At 72.9% G+C, this 15355-nt stretch carries 15 protein-coding genes; 7 read left to right on the top strand and 8 right to left on the bottom strand.

Features of this window, described 5'->3' with window-relative positions; genetic code table 11:
* Positions 1-159 precede the first annotated feature (159 nt).
* Positions 160-657: a transcription elongation factor GreA gene (gene greA, locus STTU_RS20685; RefSeq protein WP_007826394.1), complete on the top strand. Its 498-nt coding sequence runs from the start codon at positions 160-162 to the stop codon at positions 655-657.
* Between the two features lie 155 nt (positions 658-812).
* On the opposite strand, the gene STTU_RS20680 is transcribed toward greA, so the two are convergent.
* Complete coding sequence (locus tag STTU_RS20680; RefSeq protein ID WP_010261714.1) at positions 813-1658, bottom strand: ABC transporter permease; 846 nt, start codon at positions 1656-1658, stop codon at positions 813-815.
* Positions 1655-2713, bottom strand: a complete 1059-nt coding sequence (locus tag STTU_RS20675) for a daunorubicin resistance protein DrrA family ABC transporter ATP-binding protein (RefSeq protein ID WP_043255842.1) — start codon at positions 2711-2713, stop codon at positions 1655-1657. The genes STTU_RS20680 and STTU_RS20675 overlap by 4 nt, the downstream gene beginning before the upstream one ends.
* A gap of 288 nt (positions 2714-3001) precedes the next feature.
* Here STTU_RS20675 and STTU_RS20670 point away from each other — a divergent pair, with 288 nt between their 5' ends.
* The 3 genes from STTU_RS20670 (at position 3002) to STTU_RS20660 (ending at position 4521) form a co-directional block, all read left to right on the top strand.
* A complete protein-coding gene (locus STTU_RS20670; protein WP_029396403.1) occupies positions 3002-3538 on the top strand; it encodes a MarR family winged helix-turn-helix transcriptional regulator in 537 nt (178 codons plus the stop codon).
* Positions 3539-3664: 126 nt separating this feature from the next.
* Positions 3665-4270: a sigma factor-like helix-turn-helix DNA-binding protein gene (locus tag STTU_RS20665; protein WP_007826387.1), complete on the top strand. Its 606-nt coding sequence runs from the start codon at positions 3665-3667 to the stop codon at positions 4268-4270.
* Positions 4267-4521 carry a hypothetical protein gene (locus STTU_RS20660; protein ID WP_043255841.1) on the top strand — a complete coding sequence of 85 codons (255 nt, stop codon included), beginning with the start codon at positions 4267-4269 and terminating at the stop codon, positions 4519-4521. The genes STTU_RS20665 and STTU_RS20660 overlap by 4 nt, the downstream gene beginning before the upstream one ends.
* 22 nt (positions 4522-4543) lie before the next feature.
* Here the strand turns inward: STTU_RS20660 and STTU_RS20655 are convergent, their stop codons facing one another.
* The gene (locus STTU_RS20655) at positions 4544-5692 is read right to left on the bottom strand and encodes a cystathionine gamma-synthase (protein ID WP_043255839.1); all 1149 of its coding nucleotides are present in this window, start codon (positions 5690-5692) and stop codon (positions 4544-4546) included.
* A 157-nt stretch (positions 5693-5849) separates the two neighbouring features.
* On the opposite strand from STTU_RS20655, the gene STTU_RS20650 reads away from it, so the two are divergent.
* Positions 5850-6956 carry a hypothetical protein gene (locus tag STTU_RS20650; protein WP_007826385.1) on the top strand — a complete coding sequence of 369 codons (1107 nt, stop codon included), beginning with the start codon at positions 5850-5852 and terminating at the stop codon, positions 6954-6956.
* Between the two features lie 76 nt (positions 6957-7032).
* On the opposite strand, the gene STTU_RS20645 is transcribed toward STTU_RS20650, so the two are convergent.
* The gene (locus tag STTU_RS20645; protein WP_007826384.1) at positions 7033-8082 is read right to left on the bottom strand and encodes an NAD(P)-dependent alcohol dehydrogenase; all 1050 of its coding nucleotides are present in this window, start codon (positions 8080-8082) and stop codon (positions 7033-7035) included.
* 197 nt (positions 8083-8279) lie between these two features.
* Here STTU_RS20645 and STTU_RS20640 point away from each other — a divergent pair, with 197 nt between their 5' ends.
* On the top strand, positions 8280-9179 hold the full coding sequence (locus tag STTU_RS20640; RefSeq protein WP_007826382.1) for a helix-turn-helix domain-containing protein: 900 nt from the start codon (positions 8280-8282) through the stop codon (positions 9177-9179).
* A 93-nt stretch (positions 9180-9272) separates the two neighbouring features.
* On the opposite strand, the gene STTU_RS20635 is transcribed toward STTU_RS20640, so the two are convergent.
* The 3 genes from STTU_RS20635 to STTU_RS20625 form a co-directional block, all read right to left on the bottom strand.
* Complete coding sequence (locus STTU_RS20635) at positions 9273-9959, bottom strand: ABC transporter ATP-binding protein (protein ID WP_007826380.1); 687 nt, start codon at positions 9957-9959, stop codon at positions 9273-9275.
* A 101-nt stretch (positions 9960-10060) separates the two neighbouring features.
* Positions 10061-11542: an ABC transporter permease gene (locus STTU_RS20630; protein ID WP_007826378.1), complete on the bottom strand. Its 1482-nt coding sequence runs from the start codon at positions 11540-11542 to the stop codon at positions 10061-10063.
* 146 nt (positions 11543-11688) lie between these two features.
* Positions 11689-12954 carry a L,D-transpeptidase gene (locus STTU_RS20625; RefSeq protein WP_043255837.1) on the bottom strand — a complete coding sequence of 422 codons (1266 nt, stop codon included), beginning with the start codon at positions 12952-12954 and terminating at the stop codon, positions 11689-11691.
* Positions 12955-13369: 415 nt separating this feature from the next.
* On the opposite strand from STTU_RS20625, the gene STTU_RS20620 reads away from it, so the two are divergent.
* Positions 13370-13663, top strand: coding sequence for a hypothetical protein (locus tag STTU_RS20620; protein ID WP_010261731.1), 294 nt, complete (start codon positions 13370-13372; stop codon positions 13661-13663).
* A gap of 105 nt (positions 13664-13768) precedes the next feature.
* Here STTU_RS20620 and hutH read toward each other — a convergent pair whose 3' ends face one another.
* Complete coding sequence (hutH, locus tag STTU_RS20615; protein ID WP_007826373.1) at positions 13769-15316, bottom strand: histidine ammonia-lyase; 1548 nt, start codon at positions 15314-15316, stop codon at positions 13769-13771.
* Positions 15317-15355 lie beyond the last annotated feature (39 nt).

Below are 15355 nucleotides of genomic sequence, written 5' to 3'. Positions count from 1 at the left end.
GCCCCTCCACCAGCGGGCCCTTCCCCCGGGACAAGTCCCCCAGGAATGTCCTCCCGCTCTGGCGTCTGAATTGTTAGGCTCGTGGTTTCGCCCGTCCGTGAAGGAACATCCTTCTGGTAGGGCGTTGATTTGTATTCCCAGTACCTACGAGGAGCACCTGTGACCCAGACGAGCGAAAACGTCACCTGGCTGACCCAGGAGGCGTACAACCGGCTCAAGGAGGAGCTGGAGTACCTGTCTGGTCCGGCGCGCACCGAGATCGCGAAGAAGATCGAGGAAGCGCGTGAGGAGGGCGACCTGCGCGAGAACGGCGGGTACCACGCGGCCAAGGAGGAGCAGGGCAAGCAGGAGCTGCGCGTCCGCCAGCTCACGCAGCTGCTCCAGCACGCCAAGGTCGGGGAGGCCCCCGCCGACGACGGCATCGTCGAGCCGGGCATGGTCGTCACGATCGCCTTCGACGGCGACGAGGACGACACCCTCACCTTCCTCATGGCCTCGCGCGAGTACGCCAGCTCCGACATCGAGACCTACTCCCCGCAGTCGCCCCTCGGTACCGGCGTCAACGGCAAGAAGGTCGGCGACACCGCCGAGTACGAGCTGCCCAACGGCAAGAAGGCATCGGTGAAGATCCTCGACGCCAAGCCGTACAAGGGCTGACGCACCCACCCGCGCCCGGGGCCCGCCCCGCCGTCACCGCACGGCTCGGGGCGGGCCTTCGCGCGTGCGCGGTCGGGGACGGGCCACGAACGGGGACAGGCCCACGCACGTACGGGCTTCCACGCACGCCCGGCGCCCCGTGCGTACTCCCCCGCCTACGCCACCCGCCGGTACTTCCGCACCGCCAGCGCCCGGAACGCCACCGTGATCAGGACGGACCAGATCAGCGAGGCCCACACCGGGTGTTCCATCGGCCACGCGCCGGTCACGGACTTCGGGACGCCGTCGATCGTGTTGCCGAACAGCTCGCGGGCCGCGGCGACCGTCGCGCTGAAGGGGTTCCACTCGGCGACGTACTGGAGGACCTTCGGCATCCCGTTGACCGGGACGAAGGCGTTCGAGATGAACGTCAGCGGGAAGAGCCAGATGATCCCGCCCGACGTCGCCGCCTCCGGGGTCCGCACCGACAGCCCGATGAGCGCGCCGATCCACGTGAAGGCGTAGCCGAGGAGGAGCAGCAGGCCGAAGCCCGCGAGCACCTTGCCGATGTTCTCGTGCGTGCGCCAGCCGACGAGCAGGGCCACGGCGGCGAGCACCACCAGGGTCACGGCCGTCTGCACGAGGTCGGCGAGGGTACGGCCCGTGAGGACCGCGCCGCGCGCCATGGGCAGCGAGCGGAAGCGGTCGACGATGCCCTTGCTCATGTCCTCAGCGATCCCCGCGCTGGAGCTCGCGGTCGCGAAGGTGACGGTCTGCGCGAAGATGCCCGCCATCAGGAACTGCTTGTAGGCGTTCGCGCTGACGCCCGCGCCCGGGATGGCGATCGAGCCGCCGAAGACGTACGTGAACAGCACGACGAACATGACCGGCTGAATGATCCCGAAGAGGATGGTCTCGGGAATCCGGGTCATGCGGCGCAGGTTCCTGCGCGCGACGATCAGCGAGTCCCGGGCGGACTGGCCGACGCCGCCCGCGCGCGGGGAGCCGGTGAGGGCGCTCATGGGGTCCGCTCCTTGCCGTCCGTGCCGGCTTCGTCCGCTTCCGCGTCCCCGTCGCCGGGGTCCCCGTCCCCGTGGTCCCCGTCCTCCTCCACCGCGTCCCCCTCCGCCACGTGGCCCGTCAGGCTGATGAAGACGTCGTCGAGGGTCGGGCGGCGCAGGCCGATGTCGTCGATCTCGATGCCCCGCGTGTCGAGTTCGCGGATCACCTCGACGAGGAGCCGGGCCCCGCCCCGTACCGGCACCGTGAGCCCGCGCGTGTGCGCCTCGCGGGTCACCGCGTCCTCGCCCGCCTCGGGGACGGCGACGCGCGAGAGGACCTCGGCCGCCTCCTCCATGCGCGCCGGGTCGTGCACCACGAGTTCCACGCGCTCCCCGCCGATCTGCGCCTTCAGCTCGTCCGAGGTGCCGCGCGCGATCACGCGGCCGTGGTCGATGACGCAGATGTCGTGCGCGAGGTGGTCCGCCTCCTCCAGGTACTGCGTCGTGAGCAGCATCGTCGTGCCGCCCGCGACGAGGTCCTGGATGACGTCCCACAGCTCCTGCCGGTTGGTCGGGTCGAGCCCCGTCGTCGGTTCGTCCATGAACATGACGGGCGGCCTGACGACGAGCGCGGCGGCGAGGTCGAGGCGGCGGCGCATCCCGCCGCTGTAGGTCCTGGCGGTCCGGTCGGCCGCCCCGGCCAGGTGGAACTGGTCGAGGAGTTCGGCTGCCCGCGCCTTCGCCGGTTTCGCCCGGAGCTGGTAGAGCCTGCCGACCATCTCCAGGTTCTCGCGCCCCGTCAGGTACTCGTCGACGGCGGCGAACTGCCCGGAGAGCCCGATCACGCGGCGCACGTCGTTCGGCCGCTCGACGACGTCGAAGCCCGCGACGGTCGCCGTGCCCGCGTCGGGGCGCAGGAGCGTCGTCAGGCACTGGACCGCGGTGGTCTTCCCGGCTCCGTTCGGGCCGAGGAGACCGAGTACAGTCCCCTCGGGCACGTCGAGATCGACGCCGTCGAGCGCCTTCACCGAGCCGAAGGTCTTCACGAGCCCTTCGGCGTGCACGACTCCGCTCACCCGCTCCCCCGTCCGCTCCGTGCCGTCTTTCGCCCAGCATCACCGGGCAGCCGGGGGCGCGCACGACGGGTGCGGCGAACGGGGGCCGGAACGGTGCGCGAGCGGCCCCGGAGCGGGACCGACGGCGTTACGTGCTCTATGCACCGATTTGCCCGGCGAGGCCGTCGGGTCAAGGTCCCGTAAGCAAAAAATGACCTCTCTTTGGTTTACGCACCCCCGGTCAATGTGGCGGCGGAGCCGCGTACGCTGTCCCCCAACCAGCCACCAAGCGCGAAGTGAGCCCCGGCCATGCCCACATCTCCGGACATGACGACCGCGAGCGAATCCGGTCTGCTCGAAACCCTCCAGCACTCCGTCGCGGTCTTCGCGCGGCGTGCCGAACAGACCCGCCTCGGCGGGGTGGGGCAGGTGCGGAACTCGATGGACCGCGCCGCGTACCTCCTGCTCAACCGGCTCGACTCCGAAGGCCCCATGGGCGTCAAGGCGCTCGCCGCGAGCATGGGCATCGACTCCTCGACGGTGACCCGCCAGGTCGCCCCGCTCGTCGACACCGGCCTCGTCAAGCGCACCTCCCACCCCGAGGACGGGCGCGCCGTCGTGCTGCGGCTCTCGCCGCGCGGCGAGGCACGGCTCGCGGAGGTACGGGCCTCGCGGCGCGCGCTGATGGCGGAGCTGACGGCGGACTGGACCGCCGAGGACCGCGAGGCGTTCACCGAACTCCTCGGCCGCTTCAACGGCGCGCTCCTGCGCCGCCAGGCGGGGCAGCACGGAGCCGCGCCGCGCGAGGCGCGGACGGCGGACGAGGCGGCACCCGAGGGGGCCTGAGGCGCGGGCGGCCCCGGAATCCCGCGCGGGGACCCCGCACCCGGCTTCCCGCCCGTACGGACCCGCCCCTTGACCCCCGTCCCGCGTCTGGCCTGTGATGGACCGGACCGGGCGAAGGGGGAACGGGTGGCCTCGGGGGGAGCGCGCACGGCACGGCCTCGGCAGCCGGACGGCGCACACGAGTTCGCGGCATACGTCGGCGGGGCCGCGCCCAGGCTGCTGCGCACCGCGGCGCTCCTGACCGGCGAGGCGGGGCGGTCGGGCGCCGGGACGGAGCCGACGGGCGGCGCCGGGACGGTTCAGGGCGCCACCAGTACGGAGCCCGCCACGCCGCCCACCGGCACGGAGTCCCCCGGCACCGAGCCCCCCGGCGCCGGGTCCACCGCCCCCGAGCCCGCCGCCCCGCTCGCCCTCGCGCTCCTGCGGCGCGCCCTCGCCCGTACCTACGCGGACTGGGACCGGCTGGAGAGCGGCGACCCCTACGACCACACGCGCGCCGAACTCCTCGCGCTCTTCCTGCGCTCCTCCTGGTACCGCCGCCGCCCCGGTCGCGGTCCGCTCGCCGCGCTCCCCGCGCGGGTGCGGCTCGTCCTCGTGCTGCGGCTGTACGAGGCCGTCCCCGAGGAGCAGGTGGCCGCGCTGCTGGGGCTCTCCGTGGACCGGGTGCGGCTGCTGTGCGCGCGGGGGGTGCACCTCGTACTGCACCCGCCGGGCCCCGGGGCGGCGCCGTGAGTCTCGCGGACCGCGAGGAGGCGGAGGTACGGGACGTGCTCGCGGGGCTGGCCGTGCCCCTCGCTCCGGCGGGCCTGGCGGCCGAGGCGGTGCGCAAGGGGCGCGGCAGGCGGCGCCGCCGGGCGCGGCTGCGGCGGGCGGGGTGGGTCCTGCTGTGCTGCGCGGTCCTCGCCTTCGCCGTGTGGGCGGCCAGGACGCGGCCATGGACCGTGCCCGAGGAGGTGACCACTCCCTCGTACCCGCGCTGGTGAGGGAGTGGCCACCGGGGGGTGGCTAGCCCAGGGCCTGGCGCAGGTCGTCGAGGAGGTCGTCGGCGTTCTCGATGCCCACGGAGAGGCGCACGAGGTCGGCCGGGACCTCCAGCGGGGAGCCCGCGGCCGAGGCGTGGGTCATGCGCCCGGGGTGCTCCAGGAGCGATTCGACGCCGCCCAAAGACTCGCCGAGCGTGAAGAGCTTCGCGCGGTCGCACACCGCGACCGCCGCCTCCTCGCCGCCCGTGACCTGGAAGGACACCATGCCGCCGAAGGACCGCATCTGCTTCGCGGCGATCTCGTGCCCGGGGTGCTCGGCAAGGCCCGGGTAGAGGACGCGGGTCACCTTGGGGTGGCGCGTGAGCATCTCGGCGACGCGGGCGGCGTTCTCGCTGTGGCGGTCCATGCGCACCGCGAGGGTCTTGATGCCGCGCAGCACGAGCCAGGCGTCGAAGGGCCCGGCGACCGCGCCCATCGCGTTCTGGTGGTAGGCGAGCTCCTCGGCGAGGGTCTCGTCCGAGACGACGAGGGCGCCGCCGACGACGTCGGAGTGGCCGCCCATGTACTTCGTCATGGAGTGCACGACGACGTCGGCGCCGAGCGCGAGGGGCTGCTGGAGGTAGGGGCTCGCGAAGGTGTTGTCGACGACGAGCTTCGCCCCGGCCTCCTGCGCGACGGAGGCGACCGCCGCGATGTCGGTGATGCCGAGGAGCGGGTTCGACGGGGTCTCGACCCACACGGCCTTCGTCCGGTCGGTGAGCGCGGCGCGCACGGCGGCCGGGTCCGAGGTGTCGGCCACCGAGAAGTCGACGCCCCAGCGGCCCACGACCTTCGCGAAGAGGCGGAAGGTGCCGCCGTAGGCGTCGTCGGGGATGACGACGTGGTCGCCGGGGGCGAGGAGCGTGCGCAGGAGGCAGTCCTCGGCGGCGAGGCCCGAGGCGAAGGCGAGCCCGCGCCGGCCGCCCTCCAGGGCCGCGAGGTTCTCCTCCAGGGCGGTGCGGGTCGGGTTGGCGCTGCGGCTGTACTCGTAGCCGCCGCGCAGCCCGCCGACGCCGTCCTGCTTGTAGGTCGACACCTGGTAGATCGGCGGGACCACGGCCCCGGTGAGGGGATCGGCGGTGTTCCCCGCATGGATCGCCACGGTCTCGAAGTTGTTGTACCTGTCGGTCATGCGCACCGAGCGTAGTGCCCCCGCGACGGCGCGGGCGCCGGGCAGGGGCCCGGCAGCGTTTTCGAGAAGGCGGGCCGCTCCGGGCACTTGACGCCGCCTTGGCACGTTCTTGAGGTGAGGTTGGCCAATTCGTCTCGCGGTCTGGTTCGCTGGGGGTATGGAGATTCTCTGGTCCCTGTTCGGGGTCCTCTTGATCGGCGCCGTCGTGGCCTCCGTGCTGCGCAGGCGCGGTGCCACCGGGATACGCCTGGCGCAGCCCGGCGACCCGGACGCCGCCGACCCGGCCGCGTACGGCTTCGTGCGCCAGGAGGAGCTGGACGTACGCCTGCCGGGACCCGACGACGAGCTGCTGCGCACGCTGCGGGTCGTGCAGGGCGGCCAGGACTGGCAGGCGGGGGCCCGGCTGCTCGCGGGGACGGACAAGCACGGCGAGCTGCGCTGGCAGCGCGTACAGGCGTTCGCGGGGGCGGCCTCGCTGGAGCTGGCGCGCCACCCGGGCGAGGGCGGACGCTGGCTGCGGACCTGGCGCGCGGAGGCGCCGAAGGACGCGGGGGCGGCCGCGGTGCACGCGGAGTTCCTCGTGCAGCAGGCGTGGCGGACGTCGACGGTGGGCACGGACGAGTTCCGGATCATCCTGGAGGAGGCGCGCGCGGCCTGCGAGCAGGCGGCGCTCCTCGCGCCCGGCGACCCGGTGCCGCACATCACACGCCTCGCGGTGGCGCGCGGGCTCGGCGAGAGCCACGAGGAGTTCGAGCGGCTGTGGCTGAAGATCCTCGACGTCGCGCCCGCGCACCTGGGCGCACACCTCGCGGCGCTGTCGTACTGGAGCGCGAAGTGGCACGGCTCGGCCGACTTCGCCGACTCCTTCGCGCAGGCCGCCGCCGCGCGCGCCCCACGGGGTTCGCTGCTCGCTGCGCTGCCGCTGTTCTCGCTCTTCGACCACCTGGAGGACGTCGTCCTCGTCCAGGACTTCCACGACACGGCGGTGGTCAAGCGGGCGCTGCACGGCGCGCTCCACGCGGTCCGCTCGGCCCGCCGCGACGACCCGGCGGCCCCGCTCGTCCACCACCTCCTGCTGCACTTCCTCGTCCAGGGGAAGCGGTGGGGCGAGGCGATGGAGCAGGTCGTCCGCGTCGACGGCTACGTGGGCGCCCTCCCCTGGACGCTGAACGAGGACCCGGCCGCCGCGTACGCGGTCTACCGGGCCCTCGCGGTGGCGGGCTACGAGGCGAACGGCGGGAACCCGGCGACGCTGACGCGGTGAGGCCCCGGGGGCGGGCGGAACGGCGTGAGGGGCGGGTACGCGGCCTCCGGCCCGTCCCGCCCCTCCCCTCACCACGTCAGATCGTCGCCGTGTCGATCACGAAGCGGTAGCGGACGTCGCTCGCGAGGACGCGCTCGTACGCCTCGTTGATCTGGTCCGCGCGGATGACCTCGATGTCGGCGCCGAGGTGGTGCTCGGCGCAGAAGTCGAGCATCTCCTGCGTCTCGGGTATGCCGCCGATCGAGGAGCCCGCGAGGGTCTTGCGGCCCGCGATGAGCGAGAACATGTTGAGCGAGTTCGGCTCCTCGGGGGCGCCGACGTTGACGAAGGCGCCGTCCACGCGGAGCAGGCTCAGGTAGGAGTCGAGCGGCAGCGGGGCGCCGACCGTGCAGATGATCAGGTCGAAGCTGCCGCGCAGCTCCTTGAACGTCGCCTCGTCGCTCGTCGCGTGGTAGTGCGTGGCGCCGAGCCGCAGCCCGTCGTCCTTCTTGCGCAGCGACTGGCTCAGGACGGTCACCTCGGCGCCCATCGCGGCGGCGAGCTTGACGGCCATGTGCCCGAGGCCGCCGAGGCCGACGACGGCGACGCGCTTGCCGGGGCCCGCGTTCCAGTGCCGCAGCGGCGAGTACGTGGTGATGCCCGCGCACAGCAGCGGCGCGGCCTCGTCGAGCGCGATGCCCTCGGGGATGCGCAGGGCGTACTTCTCGTCGACGACGAGGTGGGTGGAGTAGCCGCCGTAGGTCGGCTCGCCGTTCTTCTCGCGGCCGTTGTACGTGGCGACGGTGCCCTGCACGCAGTACTGCTCCAGGCCCTGCTCGCAGTACTCGCACTCGCGGCAGGAGTCGACGAAGCAGCCGACGCCGACGCGGTCGCCGACCGCGTACCGCGTGACGGCGGAGCCCGTCTCGGTGACGACGCCGGCGATCTCGTGGCCGGGGACCATCGGGAAGATGCCCTTGCCCCAGCCCTCGCGGGCCTGGTGGATGTCGGAGTGGCAGATGCCCGCGAACTTGATCTCGATGAGGATGTCGTGCGCGCCGACCGTCCGGCGCGCGATGGTGGTGCGCTCCAGGGGCGCCTTGGGCGCGGGTGCGGCGTAGGCGGGGATGGCGGTCAGGCTGGTCATACGGGGGAAACACTCTCCGTGGTAGTTCGTCGCGGCCCGCGTGGGGGGCTCCCGTGTGGCGGGTGCGGGCCGTCGTCCAGTGTGCGGGTGCCCGGGGCGATGGCCCAGATCCCCCTTGGACGTACGCCTGCCGTGCGTACCACCAGCAAGGACAGGCTCACGGGAATGCTCCGCGGCGTCCGGCGGATACTGGAGGGATGAGCACTACTCCCCCTCCGGACGGCCGCGCGGTGCCCGGGGCCCTCGACCCCAAGGCGGAGCTGAGCGAGTTCCTGCGGCTGCGCCGGGCCGGGCTCAAGCCGCGCGACGTGGGGCTGCCCGAGCTGGGCAGGCAGCGCAGGGTGCCGGGGCTGCGGCGCGAGGAGCTGGCGCAGCTCGCGGGCGTCTCCGTGGCGTACTACACACGGCTCGAACAGGGCAACGCGGGCAATGTCTCGGCCGAGGTCCTCGACGCGGTCGCCCGCGCGCTGCGGCTGAGCGACGCCGAGCACGAGCACCTGCTCCACCTCGCGCGCGCCCGTCCGGGCCTCAAGAAGAAGCGCGGCTGCCCCACCACGCTGCGCCCCGCGCTCGGCACGCTCCTCGACTCGCTCGACGTGCCCGCGTACGTCCTCGACGGCCGCACCGACATCCTCGGCTGGAACCGGCTCGCCGCGGCGCTCCTGCACGACTTCGGCACCCTCCCGCCGCACCGCCGCAACTTCGCGCGCCTCGTCTTCCTCGAACCGGCGCTCCGCGACCGCTTCGTGGACTGGGAGGCGAAGGCCGCCGAGACGGTGCGGGCGCTGCGCGTCTACGCGGGGTACTGCTCCGAGGACACCGAGCTGACGGGCCTCATCGGCGAGCTGTCGCTGCACAGCGAGGACTTCCGGCGGCTGTGGGCGGCGCACGAGGTGCGGGACCTGGGCCACGGCACGAAGGTGTTCCGCCACCCGCTGGTCGGCGAGCTGACGCTCTCGTACGAGACGCTGCGGCTGCCCGACGACCCGGGGCAGAGCCTCTTCGTCTACCACGCGGAGCCGGGCTCGCCCTCGGCGGAGGCGCTGCGGCTCCTGGGGAGCTGGGGGAAGGACGCGGCGGCGGTCGTACGGGGGTAGGCCGTGCGGAGGGCCGGTCCCGGGCGGACCGCACCGGGCCCCCGGACACCACGTGCGCGTGTCCGGGGGCCCGGTGCGGTCGGCTCCGGTGGCTCAGACCGGCTTCGCCGTCTTCTCGTCGGCGATCCTGCCCTTGCGCAGGGTGATGAGCCGGGGTGCGCGGCGGGCGAGGGCGCTGTCGTGCGTGACCATGACGAACGTGAACTCCTGGTCCGCCCAGAGCCCTTCGAGCAGGTCCATGATCTCGTCGCGCGTCGTCTCGTCGAGGTTGCCCGTGGGCTCGTCGGCGAGGAGCACCTTGGGGGCCTTGACGAGCGCGCGGGCGATCGCCACGCGCTGCTGCTGGCCGCCGGACAGCTCGGACGGCAGGTGCTTGCCGCGTTCGCCGAGACCCACGGAGGCGAGCGCCGCGGCGGCCCGTTCGCGGCGCTCGGCGGTCTTCGTACCGAGCGGGACGAGCGCGGTCTCGACGTTCTCCTGCGCGGTGAGCGTCGGGATGAGGTTGAAGCTCTGGAAGACGAAGCCGATGCTGTCGCGGCGCAGCCGGGTGAGCTTCGCCTCGCCGAGGCGCGCGAAGTCCGTGCCGTCGAGCGAGACGCTGCCCGCGCTCGGCCGGTCGAGGCCGCCGAGGAGCTGGAGCAGCGTGGACTTGCCGCCGCCGGTGGGGCCCTGCACGACGAGGCGTTCGCCGTCGTCGAGATCGAGGTCGACACCGGCGAGGGCCCGCACGGTGTCCTTGCCTCTCCGGTACTGCTTGGTGACCTCGCGGAGCTGGTACATGGTTGCTGCTTTCCGGCACGCGGCACGCGGCCTGGGGAGGAGAGGGGCGGGGACGGGCGGGGCGGCGTGCGTCGGGGAGGCCGCCCCGCCCGCGCAGGGGGCTACTCGACGCGGCGCAGCGCGTCCGCCGGGCGCAGGCGGGTCGCCCGCCAGCCGCCGAAGGCTCCGGCGACGAGGCCGCCGCCGAGGGCCAGCACCACGGCGAGGACCACCGTCGTCGCCGAGACCGGCGCTTCGAGCGAGACCGTGAGGGCCTTCTGCGCCGCCTGCCGCGCGGGGCCGCCGAAGCCGCCGCCGGGACCGCCCGCGCCGCCCGCGCCGCGCGCCGCCGAGGAGCCGAGCTCGGCCGTGAGCGTCGGCCCCGCGAGGCTCACGATCCACGCGCCGAGGAGGCCGACGGCGATGCCGAGGACACCGCCGATGAGCCCGTTGACGACCGCCTCGCCGACGACCTGCCGGTTGACGCGGGCGCTGGACCAGCCGAGGGCCTTGAGGGTGCCGAACTCCCGCACCCGGCGGCCCACCGCGGAGACCGTGAGCAGCCCGGCGACGAGGAAGGCGGCGGCGAGGACGACGGCGGAGAGCCAGCGGCCGACGCCCGTCGCGAGCGAGGACGCGGTCGAGAGCGAGCCGGAGACGGTGTCGGCGAGGTCGGCCGAGGTCGTCACGGTGGTGCCGGGGACCTGCTTGAGCACGGCCGACTTGACCGCGTCGATCTTCTTCGAGTCGGCGGCCTTCACGTAGACCGTCGTGACCTTGTTCTTCGCGTCGGCGAGCGTCTGCGCCCGCTCAAGGGGCACGTAGACGTTCGCCGCCGCGTCGCCGCTGTCCGCGGTCGCGATACCGATGATCTCGAACTTCGTCCCGTGGACGGTGAGTTCGTCGCCCGTGGAGAGCTTCTTCTCCTTGGCGTAGGCGCTGTCGACGACGGCGAGCCTCGCGTTCGTCTCGCTCGTCGTGAAGGTGCGGCCCTTGGTGATCTTCGAGGAGGTGAGGGGGCCGAGCGACGGGTGCGCGACGTCGGTGCCGTACACGGAGTACGAGTCGACGTCGAACTGCGCGCCGCCGCCCCTGACCTCGCCGCTCGGGGGCTGGTCGCCCCCGCCGCTCCCGCCGAAGCCGCCCCGGCCGCCCGAGCCGCTGCTCTGGTCCTGCTTGAACTCGCCGCGCTTGAACTGGCCGTTGACCTTCATCACCTGGAGGCTGAGGCCGCCGACCGCCTGGGCCACCCCGCTCTGGTCCCCGACCTTGCCGACGGTCGAGGAGGCGAGGGTCTGGAAGCCCTGGACCATGACGCGGTCGCTGCTCTGCTCGCTGTCGTCGTCGCTGTCCTTCGCGTCGAAGTCGAAGCGCGGACGGCCCTCGGTGCTGCCCTCCTTCCGCGCCGCTGCGGCCTTGGTGACGGTGAGGTCGGTGCCGAGCCCGTACAGCGACTGGAGGACCTTGTCCTGGGCCTTGTTCATCCCGGCCGCGACCGAGTTGACGACGATGACGAGGGCGATGCCCAGAGCGAGCCCGGAGGCGACGACGAGGGCCGCTTTTCTGCGGCGGCGCAGCTCGCGCCTCAGACAGGTGAAGAACATGGGGCGACCGTAGGAGGCGGTTCTGACGGCCGGTTAAGGGTCGGATAAAAGGATCGTGAGAAGAAGCGCGGGACGCGACGAGGGCCCGCCCCCACTGCGGGGGCGGGCCCTCGTGCGGATGACCGCGGCGACGGTGCGGGGTGGGCTCAGACGGCGGAGCCCTGCTTCCACTGGTCCCAGCCCAGGTTCCAGCCGTTGAGGCCGTTGTCCGGCGGGATCGTCTTGTCGCCGGTGTTCTTGACCACGACGACGTCACCGATCATCGAATTGTTGTAGAACCAGGCGCCGTTGGTGTTCGGGTTGTTGGCGCCCTTGGCGTCCTGGAGGCCCACGCAGCCGTGGCTGGTGTTGACGCTCCCGAAGATCGAGGGCGCGCCCCAGTAGTTGCCGTGGATGAAGGTGCCGGAGCTGGAGAGCCGCATGGCGTGCGGCACGTCCTTGATGTCGTACTCGCCCTTGCCGTCGTCATCGGTGAAGCCGACGGTGGAGCCGTCCATCCGGGTCTGCTTGTACTTCTCCGAGATGACCATCTGGCCCTCGTAGGTCTTGTTGTCGGGCGAGCCCGCCGAGATCGGGATGGTCTTGATGACCTTCCCGTCGCGCTCGACCTTCATCGTCTTCGACTGGGCGTCGACGGTGGAGACCTGGTTGCGGCCGATCTTGAAGGTGACGGTCTTCTGCTGGACGCCGAAGACACCGTCCGCGCCCTCGACCCCGTCGAGGTCGAGCTTCAGGGTCACGGTCGAGCCGGCCTGCCAGTACTGCTCGGGCCGGAAGTCGAGGCGCTGGTTGCCGAACCAGTGGCCGACGACCTCCTGGTTGGAGCTGCTGGAGACCTTGATGCCCGCCTGGACGGCCTTCTTGTCCTTCTCGGTGATGGCCTTGTCGAAGTTGATCGACACGGGCATGCCGACGCCGACCGTCGAACCGTCCTCGGGCGTGAAGTTCCCGATGAAGCTGTTCTGCGGCGAGACGGTCGTGAAGCTGCCGTTCTCGTGCGCCACGCGCCCGTCGCTGTCCTGGGCCGTCGCGTTGACCTTGTACGTCGTCGCGCGCTCCAGCTGGGCCGAGGGCTTCCAGCTCGTCTTGTCGGCCGAGAAGGCGCCCGCGACCTTGGTGCCGTCCGACGCGGTCAGCGAGACCGCGGTGAGCGAGCCCTTGCTGACCGAGACCTGGCCCGCGTTGTTGATGCTGGCGGCGTTGGAGCCGTTCGCGGGGGCGATCTTTATTCGCGCGGCCGATGCCTTCTCGGCGGCGGACTTGTCGACCTGCGACGAGGAACCGCCGCCGCTCTTGCCGTCCGCCTTGTCGCCGCCGTCGTCGTCGCCACCGCCGCAGGCGGAGAGCACCAGCACTCCGCCCAGTACGGCGGAGGCGGCGGCAAGAGCCTTGCGCCGCTTGCTGACCGTCATCACTCGCTTCTCCATCGTCGCCGAATCCCGCAGGGCCCCCGGAACGTGCACAGGGCGCACGGCTGCCGAAGGCAACCACGCCTCATCCCTGTGTACAACAACCGTTCGACCGGTCCGATGGCGCTCCCCCGGGAATGTGGGCAATGCCACGTCCCGGTGGCCTCGGGGACCACTGTTTCCCCTTGAGACGAGGATCGGGGCCAAGCGGTTGCCGTCCTTCAGGGACGTTTTCCCCACGTCGGGGACCCGATGCGTACGACCTCGCGCACCGCGCGCCCCCACCGCCTCGGGCGAACGGCTTTCGCGGCCCGCCGTCCCTCACTAGCATCGCGCCCAGGGCCGCCCCGGCAAGCACCGGCCGCCCCCGTCCCCCGTCGTCCCCCACCGTCCCCGCGCGTCAAGGGAGATGCCCCTCATGTCCTCCGTCGCCCGCAGGTCCCTCCTGACCGCCACGGCCTCGGCGGCCGTGCTCTGCGCGCTGTCCTTCGTGCCCTCGGCCCAGGACGCGGCAGCGGCACCCGCGCACACCCAGGTCGCCGCCGCGACCACCGCCACGGCGGACGAGCACCGTCTCGCCGACACCGGTGGCGTCGACACGACCCCGTACCTCGTCGGCGGCCTCGCCTCGCTCGGCATCGGCGCGGCGTGCGTCACGGTCGCGGTCAGGCGCGGGCGCCACGAGCCCTTCGAGGACGCGGCGGCGCTCTAGTACAGAGGCGGGGCGGCCCCTCCCCGTAAGCGGACAGGTACCCCGCCCGTACGAGAACGGGGCGGCCCCCCGGCCGGTCGTACCCGCCGGGGAGCCGCCCCGGGCTCAGGCCAGCGGTCCCACGGCCGCCTCGACCGCGCGCACGAGGGAGCCGTCGCGGACGAAGGTCTCCGCCGCCGCGAGGTCGGGCGCGAGGAAGCGGTCGGGACCCGCGCCGAGCACCCCCGCCGCGCGCACCGCGTCGAGCGCCGCGCGGCCACCGTCCGAGGCGCGCGGGCCCCCGTCGGCCGTACGGATCTCCAGCGCGCGCGTCGCCGCGTACAGCTCGACGGCCACGACCCGCGTCAGGTTCGCCACGGCCGTACGGAGCTTGCGCGCCGCCGACCAGCCCATGGAGACGTGGTCCTCCTGCATCGCCGAGGACGGGATCGAGTCCACCGAGGCCGGGACGGCGAGCCGCTTCAGCTCGCTGACCAGCGCCGCCTGCGTGTACTGGGCGATCATGAGCCCGGAGTCCACGCCCGCGTCGTCGGCGAGGAAGGGCGGCAGCCCGTGCGAGCGGTTCTTGTCGAGGAGCCGGTCGGTGCGGCGCTCGGCGATCGAGGCGAGGTCGGCGGCGGTGATCGCGAGGAAGTCGAGCACGTACGCGACCGGGGCGCCGTGGAAGTTGCCGTTGGACTCGACGCGGCCGTCCTCCAGGACGACCGGGTTGTCGACGGCGGCGGCGAGTTCGCGCTCGGCGACCGTACGGGCGTGCGCGAGCGTGTCCCGGCCCGCGCCCGCGACCTGCGGGGCGCAGCGCACCGAGTAGGCGTCCTGGACGCGCGGGGCCTCGTCCTGGTGGTGCCCGGTGAGCCGGGAGTTCGCGAGGACCTTGAGCATGTTCGCGGCGCTCGCCGCCTGGCCCGGGTGCGGGCGGACGGCCTGGAGCTCCGGCGCGAGGACCTTCCGCGTGCCGAGCAGCGCCTCCAGCGAGAGCGCGGCGGTGATGTCGGCGGAGGTGTGGAGGCGCGCGAGGTCGTCGAGGGCCATGAGGAGCATGCCGAGCATGCCGTCGGTGCCGTTGAGGAGCGCGAGCCCCTCCTTCTCGCGCAGCTCGACCGGCTTGAGGCCGTGCGCGTCGAGCAGCTCGCCCGCGGGCCGTACGACACCGTCCGGGCCCTCCGCGTCGCCCTCCCCCATGAGGGTCAGGGCGCAGTGGCTGAGCGGGGCGAGGTCGCCCGAGCAGCCGAGCGAGCCGTACTCGTGGACGACGGGGGTGATCCCGACGTTGAGCAGGTCGGCCATCGACTGCGCCACCTCGGGGCGGACGCCCGTGTGCCCCGAGCACACCGTCTTCAGGCGCAGGAACATCAGCGCCCGCACCACCTCGCGCTCGACGCGCGGGCCCATCCCGGCCGCGTGCGAGCGGACGATGTTGCGCTGGAGCCTGGCGCGCAGGTCGGGGGCGATGTGCCGGCTCGCGAGCGCCCCGAAACCGGTCGAGACGCCGTAGACCGGCTCGGGCTTCTCGGCGAGCGCGTCGATCGTCGCGCGCGCCTTCGCGAGCGCCTCGCGCGCCTCGGCGCCCAGCTCGACCCGCGCGTCGGCGCGGGCCACGGCGAGGGTCTCGGCCGCGGTGACACCGCTCGACCCGAGCACCACAGTGTGCATATCCATATTCATGACCCTACGAAATGAATCGACGAGAAG

Source organism: Streptomyces sp. Tu6071 (assembly GCF_000213055.1).
GTDB classification, from domain to species: domain Bacteria; phylum Actinomycetota; class Actinomycetes; order Streptomycetales; family Streptomycetaceae; genus Streptomyces; species Streptomyces evansiae.
Note: the sequence above shows the minus strand (reverse complement) of the source record. Positions and strands in the feature narration are given on the sequence as shown.

Excerpts from the sequence above, each read along its gene's own strand:
- STTU_RS20680 (WP_010261714.1), bottom strand. The coding sequence starts at position 1,658 with ATGAGCGCCCTCACCGGCTCCCCGCGCGCGGGCGGCGTCGGCCAGTCC.
- STTU_RS20670 (WP_029396403.1), top strand. The coding sequence starts at position 3,002 with ATGCCCACATCTCCGGACATGACGACCGCGAGCGAATCCGGTCTGCTC.
- STTU_RS20655 (WP_043255839.1), bottom strand. The coding sequence starts at position 5,692 with ATGACCGACAGGTACAACAACTTCGAGACCGTGGCGATCCATGCGGGG.
- STTU_RS20650 (WP_007826385.1), top strand. The coding sequence starts at position 5,850 with ATGGAGATTCTCTGGTCCCTGTTCGGGGTCCTCTTGATCGGCGCCGTC.
- STTU_RS20645 (WP_007826384.1), bottom strand. The coding sequence starts at position 8,082 with ATGACCAGCCTGACCGCCATCCCCGCCTACGCCGCACCCGCGCCCAAG.
- STTU_RS20640 (WP_007826382.1), top strand. The coding sequence starts at position 8,280 with ATGAGCACTACTCCCCCTCCGGACGGCCGCGCGGTGCCCGGGGCCCTC.
- STTU_RS20635 (WP_007826380.1), bottom strand. The coding sequence starts at position 9,959 with ATGTACCAGCTCCGCGAGGTCACCAAGCAGTACCGGAGAGGCAAGGAC.
- STTU_RS20630 (WP_007826378.1), bottom strand. The coding sequence starts at position 11,542 with ATGTTCTTCACCTGTCTGAGGCGCGAGCTGCGCCGCCGCAGAAAAGCG.
- STTU_RS20625 (WP_043255837.1), bottom strand. The coding sequence starts at position 12,954 with ATGACGGTCAGCAAGCGGCGCAAGGCTCTTGCCGCCGCCTCCGCCGTA.
- STTU_RS20620 (WP_010261731.1), top strand. The coding sequence starts at position 13,370 with ATGTCCTCCGTCGCCCGCAGGTCCCTCCTGACCGCCACGGCCTCGGCG.
- hutH (WP_007826373.1), bottom strand. The coding sequence starts at position 15,316 with ATGCACACTGTGGTGCTCGGGTCGAGCGGTGTCACCGCGGCCGAGACC.